Below are 18,192 nucleotides of genomic sequence, written 5' to 3'. Positions count from 1 at the left end.
TCCCATCTCGGCGCGGTCGCCGTGCGAGTATCAATTTTGCATCTCTGCCCGAACGCTTAATTTGGATGACTGCGCACCCCAGACCATGCCGCTGACTCCTCGCCAGTATGACCTCGCTGCGCTTCGGCGTGCCGTGGGGAAGAGGCGAGACCCCGACTTCGATTGGGTAGACGACGAATCGATATCCCGAGAGTGGCGCGAGGTCGTATACGAGCGACTCCTCGCCGCGACAGCGATGGCCGAACGAGAAGGAGAGGCGTATCTCGAGTCGATTCCCCGAACCACGCGCGCAGAGAAGATTGCACTCGACTGGTGTGTCCACCTGGTCGAGCGTCTCGGCGGGCGAGGTGCACTGGAGATGTTGACCTACTACCGAGAACTCGGGTGGATAGGCGACGACGCCCACAGCGCGCTCTCGGAGAAAATCGTCTCCTTTTCGACGACCGACGACTTCACCGACGCGCCGACCGAAGAAGACCACACCGAGAGTTTCTCGTATATCGTCCGACTCGTCGCAGTTCGTGACGACCTCGAAGAATCGAAGTAAGTTTCTGCGTTTTCCGTCTTCGTCGCCTCTCGTCTCCAGTTAGAGACCGAGCTGGCGACCGATGACGAGGTGCTGAATCTCGCTCGTCCCCTCGCCGATTTCCATCAACTTCGCGTCACGGTAGTAGCGCTGCGGCGCGAAGTCGGTGGTGTATCCGTAGCCACCGAGCACCTGAATGGCGTCTTCGGCGACTTCGCGGGCGGCCTCGCTCGCATCGAGTTTGGCGAGCGCGGATTCGAGCGACACGCGGTTGCCCTGGTCGTACTTCACGGCGGCTTTGTGCGTCAGCAGGCGCGAGCGCTCGGTCTTGCGGTACATCGAGACGAGTTTGTCGCGGATGGCGTCGAACTCCGAGATGGGTTGGCCGAACTGCTCGCGTTCGCCCGCGTAGGACTTCGCGTGTTCGTAGGCACCCTGTGCGAGACCGACCGAGAGCGCGGCGATGGAGATGCGCCCGCCGTCGAGCGTCTTCATCGTCTGTTTCCAGCCCTCGCCCTCTTCGCCGAGCAGGCGGTCTTCGGGAATCCAGCAGTCGTCGAACGAGAGTTCACACGTCGGCGAGCAGTTGAGACCGAGTTTGTCCCAGACCGTCGTGACCTCGAAGCCGTCGTCGTTCTTCGGGTCCACGATGAACGTCGAGATGCCGTCGTAGCCGGCACCGGGGTCGGTGACGGCTTTCACGAGCACCGAGCCTGCGACGTTCGCGTTCGTGATGAACTGCTTGGTGCCGTTGAGGACGTAGCCGTCGCCTTCTCTCTTCGCAACCGTGTCCATGTCGCTAGCGTCGCTCCCCGAGCCGGGTTCGGTGAGCGCCCACGCGCCCATGTGCTCGCCGGTGGCGAGCGGGCGAAGCCACTTCTCTTTCTGCTCGGGCGTCCCGAACAGGTCGAGCGGCTTCGATGCGAGACTGACGTGTGCGGCAAAGGAGAGACCGATACCACCGGAGACGCGGCCGAGTTCCTCGGTGACGAGCGCGTACATGAGCTGGTCGCCGCCGAGACCACCGTACTCGGCGTCGATGGGGATACCCATCACGTCGAGTTCGGCTAACTGCTCGAAGATTTCGGCGGGGAACCGGTGTTCGTCCTCGACCTCCTGTGCGATGGGGGCGATTTCCTCGTCACAGAATTCGCGGACGGTGTCCCGAATCATCCGGTGTTCCGCCGGGATGTCGAAGTCCATGCTGGCAACTATCGCCGATTACGACATAAACCAATCGAACGACCATGAGGAATTCACGGTCCAGCGACCGTTTCGACTCGCAGACTACTGCCACGTTGCCCTCGCGGCCCACGACGTTAAGCCACCCCTCGACATACAGGGGGCTATGGAACTCCGTCGGCTCGTTCGTGGTCGCGTGAGCTGGTCTCGACTCGAGGCCGTCGCACGCGAACTTGCACGACGATACGACCGCGACGCCCTCCGCATTCGGTTTCTCGAAGCCGACAACTGGCTTTCGACACCGATGGTCGTGGACGACGAGTGGTTCGTGAAAGTCATCTCGAAGCAGAACTCCCTGGTCCACGCGCTCTTTACGACCGGTCGAAACCTCGGCGCGTTCTCCAGCGGGACCGAAGGCTTCTTCGAGCACTTCGGGACGCCCTACCAGATGGCCGAACACGAGTTGGAAGCGACGGCCAAACTCCGCGAAATCGGCCTGAACGCACCGAAGCCAATCGAGGCGTTCGAAGTCGATGGGCTGGGTGTGCTCGTCCTCGAATACCTCCCCGACTTCCACACCCTCGATACGGCCCCCGAATCGGAGGTCAACGAACTCGCTGGCGACCTCTTCGCCGCGTTGCGACAGATGCACGACAACCACCTCGCCCACGGCGACCTGCGCGCCGAGAACGTCCTCGTCCGCGACGACGGCATCTACTTTATCGACGCGACGAACGTCAACGACGAGGGGATGTACGACGCCCGCTCGTACGACCTCGCGTGCGCACTCGCCGCCCTCGAACCGCTCATCGGCGCGAAATCCGCCGTGGACGCCGCTGGTGAGTCCTACGAGAAAGAGGACCTCGTCTCGGCGGTCGATTTCCTCGACTTCGTCAACATCCGCCCCGACCACGACTTCGACGCCGGGACGCTCAAAGGCGAGATAGACAAGCGCGCGGCCTGACGAGTCCCGCCCTCCCGAATCTCGACCTATCGAATCCCGGCTTACCGACCCCTATTCTTCGCACGGGAGCGTCTCCTCGAACGTCACGTCGCCGACGAGGACGACCCCGCACATCGCCCGCGACCCGTGAATCCCGCAGTCATACTCGTAGATTCCCTCGCGCTCGAACTCGTAGGCGATTCGCCCGTCGCGGCCGACCGTCTCGGACCGAAACTCCCAGTCGGTCGCCACGTCGTGGAACTGCTGTGCGCGGACGTTGTGACTGAGTCCTTCGCGGTTCTCCCAGACGACGGTCGTTCCGGGGTCGATGCTGAGTCGCAGGGGTGAGAAGGCGACGTTCTCCATGGCGACGACGGTTTCGTCGGCGGCAGTTGGGTCGTCGTCGGTCGTCGCCGTCTGTGAGTCGGTCGTCGAGGATGTCTCAGTCGGTGACTCAGCTGTCGTCGTTACGGTCGTAGTTTGCGTCTCAGTCGGCGACTCAGCTATCGTATCTGGCTCAGTTTCTGCCGGCGACGACCCGCCCCGTCCGGCACATCCTGCGAGCAACCCGAGTCCAAGAACCGAGAGCACACCGCGGCGCGTGTAGTCCATACGGCGACTGCGCCGAGTCGAAAAATAAGGAATTTCCCAAATCTCACCCGAGTGGGTGAACTATTCGCCCTCGACGCCCTCGTAATCCGCGCCACCCATGTAGAGACGCGAGACTTCGGGGTCGTCGAGGAGGCTTCCGGCCTCGCCCTCGTAGGCGACGGTGCCCTGGTCGAGGACGTAGCCACGGTCGGAGATGGCAAGCCCTTCGCGGGCGTTCTGTTCGACCATCAGCACCGCGGTGCCGAGTTCGTTCACCTTCTGGACGTCTTCGAACACCGAGGCGACGATGTTCGGCGCGAGACCGGCAGACGGTTCGTCGATGAGCAGGACGTCGGGTTCCATGACGAGTGCCCGCGCGAAGGCGAGCACCTGTCGCTGGCCGCCCGAGAGCGTCCGCGCCTTCGCGGTTCGTTTCTCGTCGAGAATCTGGAACTGGTCGTAGAGTTCGTCGATTCGGTCCTGCAGGCCCTCCGAGCGGGCGACACCGCCCATCTTGAGGTTCTCGTCGATGGTGAGCGACGAGAAGACGTTGTCCACCTGCGGGACGTAGCCCATGCCGATGCGGACGAGGTCTTCGGGTTCTTCGCCCGTGATGTCGCGGCCGCCGAGTTCGACGCTGCCGGTCCACGGTTTGAGGAGTCCGAAGACGGTCTTGAGGACGGTCGATTTCCCCGCGCCGTTCGGACCGATGAGACAGACGATTTCCTCCTCTTCGATGTGGAGGTTCAGGTCGCGGAGGACCTGCACTTCGCCGTAGCCGCTATCGACACCGCTCACGTCGAGGGCGCGCTCGGTCATGGACCGGCACCTCCGAGGTAGGCTTCGATAACGCGCTCGTCGTTTCTGACTTCTTCGGGGGTGCCTTCCATCAGCACGCGCCCCTGGTCGAGAACGATAATCGGGTCGGCGAGGTCCATGATAAACGGCATGTCGTGTTCGATGATGAGGAAGGTCTGACCCTCCTCGTTGAGTTCGCGGATGAACCGCTTGATGTCGTTTGCCAGCGTCGGGTTCACCCCTGCGACGGGTTCGTCGAGGAGCAGGATGTCCGGGTCGGTCGTGAACGCGCGGGCCAACTCGACCAGTTTCATCTGCCCACCTGAGAGGTCGGTCGATGGCTGGTCGATGAGGTGGCTGATTTCGAACCGTTCGAGGAGTTCCTCGGCGCGTTCGAGATTTTCCCGCTCCTGTTGGGTCACGTCGCTCCCGCGGAAGAACAGCGGGATGATGGACTCGCCGAGTTGCGAGCCTGCCCCGACGAGCATCGCCTCGCGGACGCTCATGCCTTCCAAGCGCCGTGGCGTCTGGAAGGTTCTGACGAGTCCGGCGTTGGCGCGCTCGTGTGTCGGCATGTCGGTCACTTCCTCGCCGTTGACGAAGACGTGTCCGGCATCTTCGTCGTAGAACCCCGAGATGAGGTTGAACAGCGTGGATTTCCCCGCGCCGTTCGGGCCAATCATCCCGGTGATGGTTCCGCGCTCGACTTCGATAGACACGTCGTCGGTGGCGACGAGACCGCCGAAAGCCTTCTCCAAGCCATTGGTTCGCAGTACGACGTCGTCCTTTCCGAGGGCCGCTCCCTCGTAGGTGTCGCTCATTGGTCGTCAGCCTCCTTTCGGGCGCTCGGCCAGATGAGTTCGTCTTTCGGTGGCAACAGGCCGTCCTGTCGGAAGCGCATCACGAGGATGATGAGCGCCCCGACGAACAGCAGGCGAAGCGGTGCCACGTCGAGTCCGAGCGACCCAATCGCCGGGACGTCGTTCAGGAAGCGCGTCCCCTCGCGGATGGCGATGACAACGGCCGCCCCGACGACTGCTCCGCGGTTCGACCCGGTGCCGCCGAGGATGACGGCAATCCAGATGTAGAACGTCGTCAGCGGGACGAGGTCCGAGGGGTCGATGTAGAGGTTCAAGTGCGCGTAGAACGCGCCCGCAATCGCCATGATGATGCTCCCGAGGACGAACGCCTGCATCTTGAACCGGTAGGAGTTCTTGCCGAGCGCTTCGGCGAGGTCCTCGTCGGACCGAATCGTCCGCAACACGCGCCCCCACGGCGAGCGGTGAACCCGCCGCAGGAACAGGTAGGTGAGCGCGAGGAGAACGACGACGACGCTGGCCGTCGTCGCCGCGTCGGTCAGCGGCAACCACCCGAGCAGTTCGGGAATACCGCTGATACCGCTCGACCCCGCGGTCCACTGACGCTCGTTCAGGATGATGAGCCGAATCACCTCTGCCAGTCCGAGACTGGCGATAGCGAGGTAGTCCTCGCGCAGTCGGAGCGTCGGGATGCCGATGAGGATTGCGATGAGCGCGCTCACGACGATTGCCGCGAGGAAGCCAACCACTGGGTGTAAATCGAGTCCTAGCGGCGAGTTCGGCGCGGTCAACAGCGCGGCGCTGTACGCGCCGATGCCCCAGAACGCGGCGACGCTGAAGTTGATGAGTCCGGCGTAGCCCCACTGGACGTTGAGTCCGAGCGAGAGCAGGGCGTACATGCCGACCAGTGCGATTTGGAACAGCAGGAAGCGCGGGCCGATGACGCCCGCGAGGACGCCGCCGACGAGCGCGACGGTGATGACGACGAGAATCGCCATGATGCGCCGCTCTGCTGGGTCGCGGACGATAGTGTCGTTCATCCACGCGGTCACGCTACTCACGTGGCATCACCCGCGATTCCGTTCGGTCTGACGAGCAAGATAGCGACCATGATGAGGAACGCGACTGCCGGCGCGTACTGCGACCCGACGGGGAGGATTCCCCACTGGTTGAACAGCGGCACGAGTTCGTGGACCATGCCGATGACGAAGCCACCGAGCATCGCACCGTACACCGACCCGATACCGCCGAGGATGACGGCGGCGAAGACGATGAGCAGGATGTCGAAGCCCATCCGCGGGCGGACGAGTTCTTCGAGTCCGAGGAAGACGCCACCCGCGGCGGCGAGTGCGCCGCCGATGAGCCACATCGCAATGATGACCTCACCGGTTCGAATCCCGCTCACGCGAGCGAGGTCGGCGTTGTCCGCGGTTGCGCGCATCTTGCGCCCCAGCGTGGTTCGCGTGAGCGTCAGGTGTAGCGCGGTGACGAGTACGATAGTCAGGATGACGACCACGAGATTGCGCGGCGTGACTGCGATTCCGAGTGTCTCTCGAATCCACGGAACCGGTCCCTGCCGGGCGACACCGTACCGCTCGGAGTCGGACCCGAACGAGAGATAGACGAGCGCACGGTAGACGAGCGCGACGCCGATACTCGTAATCAGGAGTCCAATCGACCCCGAATCTTTCATCGGCCGGTAGATGAAGCGGTCGGTGATGACCGCAATCACCGCTGCGGCGGCCATGCCGAACACGAGTGCGGCGAAGAACCACAGCGGGAGTCCGAAGACGTTCGCACCGCCGAACATCGGCTGGAGGAATCCAACCGAGAACAGCGCCGAGAACGCGCCGACGGTCATGAGGTCACCGTGGGCGAAGTTTGCGAAGTCGGCGATGCTGTAGACTAACGACAGGCCGATGGCCGCGAGCACGATGATGCTCGAATAAACGATGCCGTTGGCAACGAACTGAAAGGGGCTGATTTGGAGTGCGATCACCGCGCCGACCTCCGTTGGGATGGTCTGCGCGCAGTCCGTACGTGCATCATCAGCTCGTGATGTAGTCGCCGTAGACGTATTCGTGGTTCTCGACGCTGTAAATCTGGTAGAAGCCCGGCGGGTCGCCGTTCTCGTCGAGGTCAACCGGACCGGAGACGCCCTGATAGTTGATGTCGCTGGCAGAGCCGCCGTCGTTGAGGATGGCGGCCGCCTCTTCGAAGTTGAACACTTCTTCCCCATCTGGGCGCGTCACGTCGCGGACGACGCTGGCGAGCGCTTCGCTCGTGAAGTCGTCTGCCGCGGCGACTGCGAGTGCCGCGACGGTCACGGCGTCGTAGGCGTACGCGGACCAGACGGTCGGCGACGTGTCGTAGGCGGCTTCGAAGTTCGAGACGAAGTTCTGGTAGTTCTCTTGGTCCTGCGGGGCGCTCTCGGTGATACCCTTCATGCCGTCCATGCTGCCTTCCGGCGTGTTCTCGATGATTTCGTCGGCCACCGTCGATTCGGCGCCGTAGTAGTCAACTTGGGTGTTGTAGCCCTGGTCGAACCCTTCGTTGACCATGACGGTGTACTCGTTCGCGTAGGTGATGAACACCCACGCCGACGCGTCGGTCGAGGCCATCTCGGTGAGAACCCCACTGTACGACGACTGCCCCTGGTCGTGCGGTTCGTTGTAGGCGACGGTGCCGCCGTTGGATTCGAACGTCTCTGCGAACACGTCCGAGAGTCCGGTCCCGTAGTCGTTGTTGATCCACGTGACGGCGACGGTGTCGTGACCGTCGTCGCCGACGAGGTTTGCGAGTGCGCGGCCCTTCGCCGCCCCCGACGGACTCATCCGGAGCAGGTCCGGACGAGACGTGAGTTCGGGACTCGTACTGTTCTGACTGATTTGGACGACGCCCGCGTCGCTGGTCACGCTGTCGAAGATGGCGATGGAGACGCCGGACCCGACAGAGCCGATGAGCAGCGGAACGCCGTCTTGGTTGACGAGTTTCTGTGCTGCCGAGACGCCTGCTTGGTTCGTACTCTCGTCGTCTTCGACGGAGACGTTGAGCGACGCGCCGTCCGCGCCGATGCCGACGCTGTTGATTTGTTCCAATGCGAGTTCGCGGCCGCGGGTGTTGCGCTCGCCGTACGGCGCGAGCGACCCGGTGAGCGAATCGACCATACCGATGGTGTACGAGGACATCCCGCCGTCGCCGCCGTCGGATTCGGTCGTCGTCTCTTCGTCGCCACCACCGCCGCCTCCACCGCCGCCGCCGCCGTTGGAGTCGGTCGTGGTTGGTTCTTCGTCGCTTTCGAGACAGCCCGCCGTCGCACCAACGAGGCCGAGGCCCGAGAGCTTCAGCATCGTTCTGCGGTCGAGTCTGTCCGTGCCTTGCGGTGACATAACAAAGAACTCTCTTCTAGTGTAATAGATATACCTGTAACCGTCCATGGTCGGTTCGCGTCAAAAACCGCCGGACAGTGGACCCACTAATTCGATTATTTCCTAGATTAAGCGTCGAAATATTTGGTAGGGTTCCCCTTTAGGAGGGTCGTCTCAGAACTGTGGGTGATGATACCCCCACTTGCGAACAATTTTGTGGCGGGCGAGACACCGGACGACGCCATCTCCTATCTCGAATCGCTCAACCGAGACGGCATCGCCGGGATTCTGAACGTCCTCGGTGAGCACTACACCGACCGAGCGGACGCCGCCGCCGACACCGAAGAGTACCTCACGCTCGTAGACAGACTCGGGTCGGCCGACCTCGACGGTTGCATCTCGGTCAAACCCTCGCAAATCGGTCTCGACATCGGCGACGACGTATTTCGAGACAACCTCGACCGAATCGTCACGGCCGCGACCGAACAGGACGTGTTCGTCTGGGTCGATATGGAGGACCACACGACGACCGACGTGACGCTCGATGCGGTCTGCGAGTTCGGTCGCCGAACCGACGGCACCGTCGGCGTCTGCGTGCAGGCGAACCTCAAGCGGACGCCCGACGACCTCGAACGCCTCGCCGACGTGCCCGGGAAAGTCAGACTCGTCAAGGGCGCGTACAACGAACCCGCGTCGGTCGCTCACAAGAAGAAAGCCGAGGTGGACGACGTGTACAAGAGACTGCTCGAATTCATGTTCCGCGAGTTCGACGACGGCATCGCCGTCGGCAGTCACGACCCGAAGATGATTTCCCACGCGCGTGAACTCGGCGAGGAGTACGGAACTCCCTACGAGGTGCAGATGTTGATGGGTGTCCGCGAAGACGAACAGCGAAAGTTGGCAGCAGCGGGCGTCGAGACGTGGCAGTACGTCCCGTACGGCGACAAGTGGTTCCAGTACTTCTATCGGCGCGTCCGCGAGCGCAAGGAGAACGCACTGTTCGCACTTCGCGCCGTCACCGGACTCTAGTTCTCTACTCCCTGCGGGTCGAGGAGTTTCGCTTCCGCCTTTCGCAAGTGTTCTAAGAGCGTCGTCTTCGAGATGTCCATCTCCGCGGCGAGTTCGCGCGTCGAGGTTTCGCGCGGCCACCGGTAGTAGCCCTCCTCACGGGCGAGTTCGAACGCCTGTCGTTGACTGCGGGTGAGGGTGTCGAGTCGCCGCCCTCGTTCGGGTTCTGCACCCTCCGCCGAGGAAATCGACGCGATTCGAATGTCCGCCCCGGACGCCTCGGCCACGGTGTCGATTCGGTCTTGAATCTCGTCGCGCTGGCCTGCGAACCAGACCTGCCACGTCTCTCTTCCCCGTTCGATTTGGCCGGGCGCGCTGTGGACGAATCCCTGTTCGACGAGCAGCGGGCAAACCATCTCTCCCGGGTCGTATTCGAGGAAGAACTCGCGTGCGACCGACCCCGGGGCGACGCGTTCGCCACGCGGGTCGAATCGCTCCTGTAGTTCGTGCACGTCGCCCGCCAAGTCCGACTTGGCGATGGATTCGAGCAGGTCTTCGACTTCCGCAACGCTGTCACCGTACGCCGTGAACAGCCCGTTCGACCGCTCGACACCCGCAGTCGGCGCATCGTAGATCGCGTGGGCGAGGATGCCCCCCGGATTTCTGCTCGTCGCCTCGATGGCCCAACAGTTCGGGTGCCAGAGGTCGAGCGTCAAGCGCGTCCCCATCCCTGCCATGCGCTCGCTCATATTGGAGTCCGTAGTGGTGGTCGTTGCAAGAGGCTGTCTATGCTCATCGGTATCTGTGTATAGTGGTAGCAAGACACAAAAACGCACCCTCCCATGGGCGGTAGCGGGGTTATTAATGCGAGTTGCGCAAATATCACCACTATGGCGCAGGACGTTTATCAGCACTATATCGACGGTGAATGGACAGACGGCACCGGGGACGAGACGTTCGAGAGTACGAACCCCGCGACCGGCGAGACCATCGCCACGTTCCGACGCGGCACCCCCGAGGACATCGAGAACGCGACGGAAGTCGCGGACGAGGCGTTCGAGGAGTGGCGCGAACTCTCCCACATCGAGCGCGCGGAGTACCTCTGGGACATCTACCACGAACTGCGTGACCGCACCGAGGAACTCGCAGAAGTCGTCACGAAGGAGTGTGGCAAGGAAATCTCCGAAGGCCGCGCCGATGTTATCGAAGCCTACCACATGGTCGAGTGGGCCGCGGGCGACGCCCGCCACCCGAAGGGCGACGTGATTCCCTCCGAGATTCCGACGAAAGACGCGTACATGCGCCGCAAGCCCCGCGGCGTCGTCGGCTGTATCACCCCGTGGAACTTCCCGGTCGCCATCCCGTTCTGGCACATGGCCGTCGCGCTCGTCGAGGGCAACACCGTCGTCTGGAAACCCGCAGAGCAGACGCCGTGGTGCGGCCAAATTATCGCCGAGATGTTCGAAGACGCCGGCATCCCGGACGGCGTGTTCAACATGATTCAGGGCTTCGGCGACGCCGGTGCCGCCATCGTTGACCACGAGGACGTGGACACCGTGCTCTTCACCGGCTCCGCGGAAGTCGGCCACGAAGTCGCCGCCAAGGTCGCCCAGCAACCCGGCACGCTCGCCGCGTGTGAGATGGGCGGCAAGAACAACATCGTCATCACCGAGAAGGCTGACCTCGATATCGCCGTCCACTCGGCGACCATGTCCTCCTTCAAGACGACCGGCCAGCGCTGTGTCTCCTCCGAGCGCATCGTCGTCCACGAGGAGGTCTACGACGAGTTCAAAGAACGCTTCGTCGAGAACGCCAAAAACGTCTCCGTCGGCGACCCGCTCAGCGAAGACACCTTCATGGGGCCGCTCATCGAACCCGAGCACCTCGAAAAGGTTCGCAAGTACAACCAACTCGCCAAAGACGAGGGCGTGAACGTGCTCGTGGACCGGACCGAACTCGACGCCGACGAGATTCCCGACGGCCACGAAGACGGCAACTGGGTCGGTCCGTTCGTCTACGAGGCCGACGCGAAAGAAGACCTGCGTTGTACGCACGAGGAAGTCTTCGGTCCCCACGTCGCCCTCCTGAAGTACTCCGGCGACATCGAAGAGGGAGTCGATATCCAGAACGACACCGACTACGGTCTCGCTGGTGCGATTATCTCCGAAGACTACCGCCAGATCAACTACTTCCGCGACCACGCGGAGGTCGGTCTCGCCTACGGTAACCTCCCGTGTATCGGCGCGGAAGTGCACCTCCCGTTCGGCGGCGTCAAGAAGTCCGGCAACGGCTACCCCTCGGCCCGCGAAATCATCGAGGCCGTCACCGAGCGCACCGCGTGGACGCTCAACAACTCGAAGGAGATTCGCATGGCACAGGGTCTGTCTGCGGACATCAAGACGAAAGACGAGTAAGTCCGGACCCGCTGTCCAATTTTATTTTTGCCGCTCACCTGTCGAGCGACGGTACTCCAGAACGTTCGTCGAGTCTGACTGGCAGACTGAGCGCCGAACCGAGCGCGTCCGCTCGGAGCGTGAGGAACGAAGAGGGGCGATGGTTGGGTGTCCCCGTCTCACCCGACAAGGTGAGGATGGGGGAGAGGAGTGCGTCCCACCGGGCCAAGGGACGCGTTACGACGTGGCCACGTCGTAAGTGAGTCCGCAACGGACCCCGAGAACGCTGCGGTGTGTGCGGCGGATGTGGAGTCGCCGACGTCTGGCGAGAAAAGCGCCTATTGCGTCGGCGAATGGTGCTAAGAAGTCGGGTCTGATAAACCCTCCGTAACAGTGGATAGCGCACCGCGTGCGAACGAGCCTCGCAGTGTCAATCAGTCGATTCGAACTCCTCTCGCAACGCTCGTTCGAGATTGTCGAGTTCCCTGTCGAGGTTGCGCTCGAAGAACGTCTCGACGCCCGGGAGTTTGCCGTCAACGACGAACTCGTTGATGAGACGACTTCCGCCGTCTGTCTCCTCGATAGTGTGTTCGCCGGTCACGCGCATCACGCGAGAGCGGCCGACGAAGCGAACGAACCGCGGTTCGTCGAGTTCCACGTCCTCGGTCTTGACCTCGACCGTCGAACGAACGAGAGGAATCGGCAACGCGATGTGCCACGTCGCCCGTCGGCCGTCGATGTCGTACCGCTCGACGACGCTGATAGCGTCTGCTCGCTTCGCCGGGTCGGAGATAAACGCCCACACGTCCTCGACGGGGGCGTCGAACTCGAACGTTCGTCTCACGCGGACGGTCATGAGATGTAGTCGTCCTTAGCGGGTAAAAAACCGCGGAATCAGGTTAGCTGCGGGTGACGCGCCACGTCGTCGAGCGTGCGCGACCCCACTTTTCGATTTCGACATCTTCGGACTTCTCGGCCAACCGTGGCAGGCGCGAGCCAACCTGCTTTGCGGTCAGACCGATGGCCTCGGCGATGTTCTTGGCCCGGAAGTACGCTTCCCCGTGGCTAACGCTATCGCGGAGATACGAGAGAATTCGTTTTTCCTCGTCCGTGTAATCGGTCATCCTCGCCCCGTTTAGGGAATCTGTCTTCTTAACGGTTACTCGTTGTGCTCTCAGTGAACCGCCTCGGGGTCAAGCCCCGAGGCTTCCCGTGGTTTAGTCGGATACTCCCATCCGACCATCGGCCTGATAGCCTCGAACGGTCGGGTGGGTCACGGTCGGGGCGTCCACGGCCCCCGATGCCTGCCGTCGCACCTTCCGAACAACGGGAAGGCTATTGAGAGCAGGCACATTCCAATCGAGCTTCTTCACTCCTTTCACGGCGATATTGACGCTTGCACCACGGTCGCTGTGGTCTTGATGCTCACAGGACTTGCACTTGAACCGCTTTTTGTTTCGATTCGCACGTTCCGTATGTCCGCACATCGGACACCGCTGGCTCGTGTACGCAGGGTCAATCCACACGGTTGGGATGCCCTCGAACGACGCCTTGTACGACGTATAGAACTGTAGGGCGCGGAACGGGAGATGGTGCAAGCGTCGGTTCATCCGCGTACCATAGTCGATACTGTCGCGCATCTCTTTGAGGTCTTCAAAGACGATGCACGGCTTCTCGAACTGACGACTCCACCCCACGATATGCCGAGATACCTTGTGGAGTCTGTCACGGACAAACCGTTCCTCACGCCCTTCCAGCGTGTCATGGATGCTGTCCTTCCCCGCGTTCTGCACCCGCTTCCGCATCGTGAAATAGCGGTGACGCTCGAACTTGATTTCGGGGAAGTCAATAACCAACGTGTCTTCGACACCGTTCTCAGAGAGTGCGGTGAGAGCCACATTGTCCTCGTTCACGTCCACGCCGACAACCGTCCGTGAGTCCTGCTTGTCTCGAACGGTCTGCTCGGTGTTGGTGACGTTGACGTGCAACTCGGCGTTGTCGTTGTGGAACAGGGCTTCCGCCGTCCCAATCTTCCACTCGTCGTTTTCGAGTGCGGTCTTGAGAATATCGAGGTGGGCGTCACTCCCTTTGAGGACGCCCTTGACGTGTTTGTACGGCTTCGCGCTGATGCGGAATGCCACGTCACCGTCGTCGGTGAGCGACAGGTTGTATCCCTCCTCGTAGTTCGCTCGGAGCGGGTACGCACCGTCCTTGGTGTGGCTCGGCTGGCCGAAGTCGTCGTATTCGTAGTAGTTCTCCATCGCGCCGAGTGCCTTGGCGACAACGCGCTGGGTCGTGTTTTTCACGAGGTTAGCGTCGGCGGCCACGCGGTCGGGAATCACGCCCCAGTCCACGCCTTCTTTGGCGAGACGGATTGTTTCGTTATACACCAAGCGGGCTTCGAGCGTGGCGTCGTACAACAGACCCTCGTTGTCACTCTGAATGTCCAGTAGGAAGTCCAGAGTCTTGACGAGAGTCTGTCTTTTCGTCATTACTTATGCCATCCCCCGGCCATTTTCACGACAGGTACTACAAATCCAGTCTTGGACTTCGCTCAACCCAATTGTTACTTCGGGAAGTAGGTTCTCATCATCATCGAGGTCTTGTCTTTCTCGCCCACAAGAAGAGCATATATCGTCGTTGTTCTCGGTCCATTCTGGTTTTGGCTGAAAGTGTTCTTCTTTCTGTTCTTCGGTTTTTGAAGTCCGGACAACTTTCACGTCGGCTCCTATCCAGCGTTTGGGGACAGTGACGTGGGCGCTGTTCCCGAACGGTTTGACTTCGCCATCGAGAACTTCCTCGCCGTCAATTTCAAACCGGTCCATCATGTGAGTGTATATACTTTGGATATACTTGGTTGTGTTGGTGGCGTGATGTTGATATGGATGGGAAGCGGTCGAATCACACGGTTTACAACGTCAACTACCACTTCGTGCGGTGTCCGAAGTACCGACACGCGATTCTCGAACCCATCGAGGATTCGTTGGAAGCGGGTTTCCGCGACGTGTGCGACGAGTATGGTTACGAGATACTGTCGCTCCACATCTCGCCCGACCACGTACATCTGTTCCTCTCCGCCCACCCAAAACACGCGCCAAGCGAGATTGCACGGACTGTCAAGAGCATCACGGCTCGAGAGATGTGGGAACGACACGAGTCGTACTTGGAAGAATATCTGTGGGGTGGTGGATTCTGGGAACGGTCGTACTACATCGGGACGGCAGGACAGGTATCAAGCGAGGCGATTGAACGGTATATCGAACGTACAGAACACGTCTAAGTGTCGGCTTCACCCTCGGGGTCAAGCCCCGAGGCACTCGCCTTGTTTATCTGTAGAACATGTGCGCGCCGACGACTGCCAGCGACGCCGCGATGATTGCAACTGCGAACCCGAGTGCCTTCGTCAACTGGTCTGGCCCCGCCATCATCAAGCCAGCACCGACGACTGTCAGTACGCCAAAAAGAGCCGTAAACCCGATAGACTTGTCCGATTCGACGGTCTTCGTATCCATGGTTGCGACTTTGCGGGTGCGCACTTAGTTCATTCGACACTGCGTGCGGTGTGGTCACACGCTTCGGTTCCGTCCCCAGCCGGTCAACATAAATAGGAGTACACGTGTGTGACAGTCACGATGAGTTTCGTATCCGCGCTGTTCGGCAGTCGAACTCGTATCGCTGTCGTCGCGCTCCTGTTCGTCGGCGGCGCAGTCGGCGGCGCGTACGCGACGGGTATCATCGGTGCACCGAGCGTAGAGAACGTCGAAAACCAGTTCGCTGGCGTCAACGACACCCAGACGGTCATCGAGACGGATATCGTCGTGAACAATCCGAACCCCATCTCGGCCAACCTCTCCGGGCTGTCGGTCGATTACACCGTCACGATGAACGACATCGAGATGGCGAACGGGGCGAAAGAGGGCGTCGCACTCGACTCCGGTAACGCGACGATTCCGCTTCGGACCACGCTCGACAACGAGCGCATCCCGAAGTGGTGGGTCTCGCACATCCAGAACGGCGAGCACACCTCCCTCGGAGTCGATGCGACGGTGAACTCTAGCACGCTCGGGCGGTCCTTCGAAGCGCCCGAAATCTCGCGGAGTATCGACACCGACCTCCTGTCGGCGTTCAACTCCACGGAGACGCGCGAAGTGAACGCCGACTCCGCGGTCATCTCCGACCCGGTGCTCTACATCAACGAGACGAGCGCCGAGTGGGGGAACACCACGAGCGAGCGGACGGAACTCGAACTCACGTTCGTCGTCCACAACCCCAAGTCGTACCCCGTGGCGATCTCGGAACTCGGCTACAACATCTCGATGAACGACGTGAAAGTCGGCAACGGGACGACCGGCGAGAGCTACGTCATCCCCGCGCACACGACCAAGACGATTACTGCGACCACACACATCGAGAACGAGAACCTCGACGAGTGGTGGGTGACGCACCTCGAACGCAACCAACAGACCGACCTCCGCATCGACTTCTACGCGAAAATCGACGCGGCCGGGACGACGCTGCGCATCCCGCTCGACGCGCTCACCTACGAGAAGTCGTTCGAGACGGACATCTTCGGAAACAAAGCCGCCACGGGCGGCCCGTCCGATACCAGTAGTTCGGACACCGAGACGACTGCGAGCGACACCACCACGACGAGCGAGTCTGGTGACTCCACGGAGGCGACCACGTCGGCAGACGAGACGACCGAATCGTCTACGACGACCACGGCCACGACGGCCACGACTACGACCACCGAGTCCACTACGACGACTGCAACGACGACCACGACCACAACCACGACGACGACCGAGTCGCCCACGACGACCGACGACGACGACGGCTTGCTCTAAGTCGTCGCGCGGGCTAATTCTGACTCAGCCGACAACTCTTTACATCGAGCGACGATAGCACTGGGTATGACACGGAGTACCCATTCTCCTGATCGAGTTCTTCTCCCGCGATGAGAACCCCGTAACGGTCGAAAGCGACGACGAGACCATCGTCGTCCAGTTCGGTGACCGCCGGTGTGAACTGTCCCGTGATGCTGCTGCCGACTTGCAAGAAGCCATCGGCTCGGCGCTCACAGAGAAACGCGAGTTCTTCCGAACCGCGGGCGAGTACCGCCGAGACGGAAGCTACGTCGTCTCGCGGCGCGGCGCTGATTCGACTGGGAACGCGAAGGTGTTCACCAGTTTCGACGAGTTACGCCGCCTGTACGACCGCCTGCCGACGAACTTCACCGCCGATGATATCGGTCGAACCGGTATCACGGGGTCGCGTCGGCACATGATCATTCGCCACTTCGGCGAGCATCCGGCGTTCGACTGCAAGATATCGAGTCGGAACCCACTGACCGGCGAGAAGCAGTCGGAGAACGTCGAGGAGGGCGCAGAAATAGAGGTGTTGGCCGACTGACGCTGGTCAGTCGATAGTGAGATGCTCTGATTCTTCGTTCAGTGCGAGGTTCGCGGCGATTTCGGCGTTCCGCATAGCGTACTGTGCGGTCTGCTGGAGACTGACGAGCACTTCACGAATCTGGAGGAGTTTCTGGTTCTCCATCTCCGGCAGGTCGTTGAGGATGTCGCGTTCGCGGTCTTTGATTTCGCGGAACAACTCGCGGCACTCGATGGTCAGGTCGTAGTCGCGCTCGACGACGGCGTGGACGGCCGTCGTGGTGATTTCGTCCACTTGGTCGGTGAACTCACGAATCCGACGCATCGTCGCCTGGTCCACGTCGATGGTGTGGCCCTCTGCTTCCATCACGATGTTGGCGATGTCTTCGGCGTTGTCGGCGGTGAGTTCGAGATTCTTCGCCACAGAACGGTAGCCGATGAGCGGGAATCCGGATTCGAGACCGACCGCGCGAGCGAGGTTCGGGTTCTGGTAGGACGTGAAGATGAGTCGAAGCAGGAGGACGAAAATCTTGTTCGCCTGTCGCTCGCGGTTGAGCGCGCGCTGTGCGAGGTCTGCGTTCCCGTGAGCGAGTGCCTTGACGGCTTCACCGCGCATCGTACTGCCCGTGTTTTCGAGTCGTTCGAGCAAGTTGTCGAGCGAGAAGTCTTCGGCATCGACAGAGCACCGAATTGCGATGCGCTCGGGCGTCTCTTCGATGACGCCGAGTCCCATGAGTTGTGTCTCGGCTTTGTAGACGGCGTTGATGTGCTCGGAGTCGAGTGCGCCTTCGCTCATCTCGATGTGGATGACGCGTCGCCCGAGGACGTACTGCGCGACGATTGCGCGTTCGAGCGCCACCGCGTTGAGGCTATCTGCGCGAATCGTCGCTTTCGCGTCTTCCGTGCTCACAGATTCGGGAAGGACGGTCAGCGTTCCCTTCCCACTCATTCGAATAGAAACTTCGTCGCCTTTCTGCACGTTGTGTTCGCTCGCCCACTCCGCTGGGAGCGTCATTGCCAGCGTAGAGGGGCCGAGGCGCTGGACTTTCCGGGTTTCCATATGTGACCTACACCCATTCAATGACCTTAAATCCCACTATATGCCAAGTATATTTGTCTCTCGACTGGGTATTGTGTAAGGTCGGTTGTACGACCGCGTTTGCGGTGAATAAAAA

The 18,192-nt window shown here is 61.3% G+C and carries 21 protein-coding genes and 1 pseudogene; 7 read left to right on the top strand and 15 right to left on the bottom strand.

All coding sequences use genetic code 11. The annotated features are described in order from the left end of the window. Nucleotides 1-85: 85 nt before the first annotated feature. Nucleotides 86-547: a FlaD/FlaE family flagellar protein gene (locus ACFQJC_RS10535; protein WP_390223289.1), complete on the top strand. Its 462-nt coding sequence runs from the start codon at nucleotides 86-88 to the stop codon at nucleotides 545-547. Nucleotides 548-586: 39 nt separating this feature from the next. Here ACFQJC_RS10535 and ACFQJC_RS10530 read toward each other — a convergent pair whose 3' ends face one another. Further along, complete coding sequence (locus ACFQJC_RS10530) at nucleotides 587-1,729, bottom strand: acyl-CoA dehydrogenase family protein (RefSeq protein ID WP_390223288.1); 1,143 nt, start codon at nucleotides 1,727-1,729, stop codon at nucleotides 587-589. A gap of 145 nt (nucleotides 1,730-1,874) precedes the next feature. Here ACFQJC_RS10530 and ACFQJC_RS10525 point away from each other — a divergent pair, with 145 nt between their 5' ends. Continuing rightward, nucleotides 1,875-2,672 (top strand): RIO1 family regulatory kinase/ATPase domain-containing protein, encoded by a 798-nt coding sequence (locus ACFQJC_RS10525; protein ID WP_390223287.1) that lies wholly within the window; start codon nucleotides 1,875-1,877, stop codon nucleotides 2,670-2,672. Nucleotides 2,673-2,723: 51 nt separating this feature from the next. Here ACFQJC_RS10525 and ACFQJC_RS10520 read toward each other — a convergent pair whose 3' ends face one another. Genes ACFQJC_RS10520 through ACFQJC_RS10495 form a run of 6 tightly spaced genes read right to left on the bottom strand, consistent with a single transcriptional unit; the run spans nucleotide 2,724 to nucleotide 8,247 of the window. Further along, nucleotides 2,724-3,263, bottom strand: coding sequence for a cupredoxin domain-containing protein (locus tag ACFQJC_RS10520; RefSeq protein ID WP_390223286.1), 540 nt, complete (start codon nucleotides 3,261-3,263; stop codon nucleotides 2,724-2,726). Between the two features lie 60 nt (nucleotides 3,264-3,323). Then, nucleotides 3,324-4,061 (bottom strand): ABC transporter ATP-binding protein, encoded by a 738-nt coding sequence (locus tag ACFQJC_RS10515; RefSeq protein WP_390223285.1) that lies wholly within the window; start codon nucleotides 4,059-4,061, stop codon nucleotides 3,324-3,326. After that, nucleotides 4,058-4,861, bottom strand: coding sequence for an ABC transporter ATP-binding protein (locus tag ACFQJC_RS10510; protein WP_390223284.1), 804 nt, complete (start codon nucleotides 4,859-4,861; stop codon nucleotides 4,058-4,060). The genes ACFQJC_RS10515 and ACFQJC_RS10510 overlap by 4 nt, the downstream gene beginning before the upstream one ends. Further along, entirely contained in the window at nucleotides 4,858-5,919 is a 1,062-nt protein-coding gene (locus ACFQJC_RS10505; RefSeq protein ID WP_390223283.1) for a branched-chain amino acid ABC transporter permease, read from the bottom strand. Before ACFQJC_RS10505 ends, ACFQJC_RS10510 begins: the two co-directional genes overlap by 4 nt. Then, nucleotides 5,916-6,857: a branched-chain amino acid ABC transporter permease gene (locus ACFQJC_RS10500; protein ID WP_390223282.1), complete on the bottom strand. Its 942-nt coding sequence runs from the start codon at nucleotides 6,855-6,857 to the stop codon at nucleotides 5,916-5,918. The genes ACFQJC_RS10505 and ACFQJC_RS10500 overlap by 4 nt, the downstream gene beginning before the upstream one ends. A gap of 49 nt (nucleotides 6,858-6,906) precedes the next feature. Next, entirely contained in the window at nucleotides 6,907-8,247 is a 1,341-nt protein-coding gene (locus tag ACFQJC_RS10495; protein WP_390223281.1) for an ABC transporter substrate-binding protein, read from the bottom strand. 168 nt (nucleotides 8,248-8,415) lie between these two features. Here ACFQJC_RS10495 and ACFQJC_RS10490 point away from each other — a divergent pair, with 168 nt between their 5' ends. Beyond that, nucleotides 8,416-9,255, top strand: coding sequence for a proline dehydrogenase family protein (locus ACFQJC_RS10490; protein WP_390223280.1), 840 nt, complete (start codon nucleotides 8,416-8,418; stop codon nucleotides 9,253-9,255). Here ACFQJC_RS10490 and ACFQJC_RS10485 read toward each other — a convergent pair. Then, nucleotides 9,252-9,983, bottom strand: coding sequence for a helix-turn-helix domain-containing protein (locus ACFQJC_RS10485; RefSeq protein ID WP_390223279.1), 732 nt, complete (start codon nucleotides 9,981-9,983; stop codon nucleotides 9,252-9,254). The two genes, ACFQJC_RS10490 and ACFQJC_RS10485, sit on opposite strands and share 4 nt — an antisense overlap. 141 nt (nucleotides 9,984-10,124) lie before the next feature. Between ACFQJC_RS10485 and ACFQJC_RS10480 the strand changes: the two genes are divergently transcribed. After that, a complete protein-coding gene (locus tag ACFQJC_RS10480) occupies nucleotides 10,125-11,648 on the top strand; it encodes an aldehyde dehydrogenase family protein (RefSeq protein ID WP_390223278.1) in 1,524 nt (507 codons plus the stop codon). 34 nt (nucleotides 11,649-11,682) lie between these two features. On the opposite strand, the gene ACFQJC_RS10475 is transcribed toward ACFQJC_RS10480, so the two are convergent. The 5 genes and pseudogenes from ACFQJC_RS10475 to ACFQJC_RS10455 form a co-directional block, all read right to left on the bottom strand. After that, nucleotides 11,683-11,856 (bottom strand): hypothetical protein, encoded by a 174-nt coding sequence (locus ACFQJC_RS10475; RefSeq protein ID WP_390223277.1) that lies wholly within the window; start codon nucleotides 11,854-11,856, stop codon nucleotides 11,683-11,685. Nucleotides 11,857-12,057: 201 nt separating this feature from the next. Then, nucleotides 12,058-12,483: a CoxG family protein gene (locus tag ACFQJC_RS10470; protein WP_390223276.1), complete on the bottom strand. Its 426-nt coding sequence runs from the start codon at nucleotides 12,481-12,483 to the stop codon at nucleotides 12,058-12,060. A gap of 43 nt (nucleotides 12,484-12,526) precedes the next feature. Further along, nucleotides 12,527-12,751 carry a DUF7123 family protein gene (locus tag ACFQJC_RS10465; RefSeq protein ID WP_390223275.1) on the bottom strand — a complete coding sequence of 75 codons (225 nt, stop codon included), beginning with the start codon at nucleotides 12,749-12,751 and terminating at the stop codon, nucleotides 12,527-12,529. Between the two features lie 93 nt (nucleotides 12,752-12,844). After that, nucleotides 12,845-14,119, bottom strand: coding sequence for an RNA-guided endonuclease InsQ/TnpB family protein (locus tag ACFQJC_RS10460; protein WP_390223274.1), 1,275 nt, complete (start codon nucleotides 14,117-14,119; stop codon nucleotides 12,845-12,847). 183 nt (nucleotides 14,120-14,302) lie between these two features. Continuing rightward, nucleotides 14,303-14,455: pseudogene (locus tag ACFQJC_RS10455) on the bottom strand (DUF2080 family transposase-associated protein); the annotation flags it as partial. Between the two features lie 53 nt (nucleotides 14,456-14,508). Between ACFQJC_RS10455 and tnpA the strand changes: the two are divergent. Then, entirely contained in the window at nucleotides 14,509-14,907 is a 399-nt protein-coding gene (tnpA, locus tag ACFQJC_RS10450; protein WP_390223273.1) for an IS200/IS605 family transposase, read from the top strand. Between the two features lie 46 nt (nucleotides 14,908-14,953). On the opposite strand, the gene ACFQJC_RS10445 is transcribed toward tnpA, so the two are convergent. Continuing rightward, nucleotides 14,954-15,139: a DUF7525 family protein gene (locus ACFQJC_RS10445; protein WP_390223272.1), complete on the bottom strand. Its 186-nt coding sequence runs from the start codon at nucleotides 15,137-15,139 to the stop codon at nucleotides 14,954-14,956. A gap of 120 nt (nucleotides 15,140-15,259) precedes the next feature. On the opposite strand from ACFQJC_RS10445, the gene ACFQJC_RS10440 reads away from it, so the two are divergent. Together ACFQJC_RS10440 and ACFQJC_RS10435 are read left to right on the top strand one after the other, a co-directional pair. Then, nucleotides 15,260-16,474, top strand: a complete 1,215-nt coding sequence (locus ACFQJC_RS10440) for an LEA/WHy family protein (protein ID WP_390223271.1) — start codon at nucleotides 15,260-15,262, stop codon at nucleotides 16,472-16,474. A 181-nt stretch (nucleotides 16,475-16,655) separates the two neighbouring features. Then, nucleotides 16,656-17,039 (top strand): DUF7528 family protein, encoded by a 384-nt coding sequence (locus ACFQJC_RS10435; protein WP_390225585.1) that lies wholly within the window; start codon nucleotides 16,656-16,658, stop codon nucleotides 17,037-17,039. A gap of 6 nt (nucleotides 17,040-17,045) precedes the next feature. Here the strand turns inward: ACFQJC_RS10435 and ACFQJC_RS10430 are convergent, their stop codons facing one another. Continuing rightward, a complete protein-coding gene (locus tag ACFQJC_RS10430) occupies nucleotides 17,046-18,077 on the bottom strand; it encodes a PhoU domain-containing protein (protein WP_390223270.1) in 1,032 nt (343 codons plus the stop codon). Nucleotides 18,078-18,192: the final 115 nt, after the last annotated feature.

Source organism: Haloferax namakaokahaiae, from assembly GCF_042663225.1.
Lineage (GTDB): Archaea > Halobacteriota > Halobacteria > Halobacteriales > Haloferacaceae > Haloferax > Haloferax namakaokahaiae.
This window is presented reverse-complemented; position numbering and strand designations above follow the sequence as displayed.

Excerpts from the sequence above, each read along its gene's own strand:
- ACFQJC_RS10535 (WP_390223289.1), top strand. The coding sequence starts at position 86 with ATGCCGCTGACTCCTCGCCAGTATGACCTCGCTGCGCTTCGGCGTGCC.
- ACFQJC_RS10530 (WP_390223288.1), bottom strand. The coding sequence starts at position 1,729 with ATGGACTTCGACATCCCGGCGGAACACCGGATGATTCGGGACACCGTC.
- ACFQJC_RS10525 (WP_390223287.1), top strand. The coding sequence starts at position 1,875 with ATGGAACTCCGTCGGCTCGTTCGTGGTCGCGTGAGCTGGTCTCGACTC.
- ACFQJC_RS10520 (WP_390223286.1), bottom strand. The coding sequence starts at position 3,263 with ATGGACTACACGCGCCGCGGTGTGCTCTCGGTTCTTGGACTCGGGTTG.
- ACFQJC_RS10515 (WP_390223285.1), bottom strand. The coding sequence starts at position 4,061 with ATGACCGAGCGCGCCCTCGACGTGAGCGGTGTCGATAGCGGCTACGGC.
- ACFQJC_RS10510 (WP_390223284.1), bottom strand. The coding sequence starts at position 4,861 with ATGAGCGACACCTACGAGGGAGCGGCCCTCGGAAAGGACGACGTCGTA.
- ACFQJC_RS10495 (WP_390223281.1), bottom strand. The coding sequence starts at position 8,247 with ATGTCACCGCAAGGCACGGACAGACTCGACCGCAGAACGATGCTGAAG.
- ACFQJC_RS10490 (WP_390223280.1), top strand. The coding sequence starts at position 8,416 with ATGATACCCCCACTTGCGAACAATTTTGTGGCGGGCGAGACACCGGAC.
- ACFQJC_RS10485 (WP_390223279.1), bottom strand. The coding sequence starts at position 9,983 with ATGAGCGAGCGCATGGCAGGGATGGGGACGCGCTTGACGCTCGACCTC.
- ACFQJC_RS10480 (WP_390223278.1), top strand. The coding sequence starts at position 10,125 with ATGGCGCAGGACGTTTATCAGCACTATATCGACGGTGAATGGACAGAC.
- ACFQJC_RS10470 (WP_390223276.1), bottom strand. The coding sequence starts at position 12,483 with ATGACCGTCCGCGTGAGACGAACGTTCGAGTTCGACGCCCCCGTCGAG.
- ACFQJC_RS10465 (WP_390223275.1), bottom strand. The coding sequence starts at position 12,751 with ATGACCGATTACACGGACGAGGAAAAACGAATTCTCTCGTATCTCCGC.
- ACFQJC_RS10460 (WP_390223274.1), bottom strand. The coding sequence starts at position 14,119 with ATGACGAAAAGACAGACTCTCGTCAAGACTCTGGACTTCCTACTGGAC.
- tnpA (WP_390223273.1), top strand. The coding sequence starts at position 14,509 with ATGGATGGGAAGCGGTCGAATCACACGGTTTACAACGTCAACTACCAC.
- ACFQJC_RS10445 (WP_390223272.1), bottom strand. The coding sequence starts at position 15,139 with ATGGATACGAAGACCGTCGAATCGGACAAGTCTATCGGGTTTACGGCT.
- ACFQJC_RS10440 (WP_390223271.1), top strand. The coding sequence starts at position 15,260 with ATGAGTTTCGTATCCGCGCTGTTCGGCAGTCGAACTCGTATCGCTGTC.
- ACFQJC_RS10430 (WP_390223270.1), bottom strand. The coding sequence starts at position 18,077 with ATGGAAACCCGGAAAGTCCAGCGCCTCGGCCCCTCTACGCTGGCAATG.